Origin of the sequence: Flavobacterium sp. NRK1, assembly GCF_024054175.1 — a bacterium.
GTDB lineage: Bacteria > Bacteroidota > Bacteroidia > Flavobacteriales > Flavobacteriaceae > Flavobacterium.
In genome coordinates, this window is the sequence record NZ_JAMXLA010000011.1 from 1 (window position 1) to 252 (window position 252).

Genomic DNA, 252 nt, shown 5'->3' on the forward strand with positions numbered 1-252 from the left:
TCTTTGAACGCTTTGAGATAGGAGCTACCTACAGGCTTGATGACAGCTTTGGCGGTATGGTAAATTATGCTATAACTCCTAACCTGAGATTAGGTTATGCTTATGACCACATTGTATCAGACCTTAATGTAACAACACCTGCATCTCACGAGATCATATTGTTGTTTGATTTGAACTTCCCTAAAAAAGTATCACGTTCACCACGTTATTTCTAATCTAAAGCGACTAAAAGAAAATGAAGAACTTATATAT

Annotated in this window: 1 protein-coding gene; it reads left to right on the forward strand. The window is 36.1% G+C overall.

The annotated features are described in order from the left end of the window. Positions 1–215 (forward strand): type IX secretion system membrane protein PorP/SprF (locus tag NHE85_RS16650; protein WP_252813335.1); only part of this gene is annotated, 215 nt, incomplete at its 5' end. Positions 216–252 lie beyond the last annotated feature (37 nt).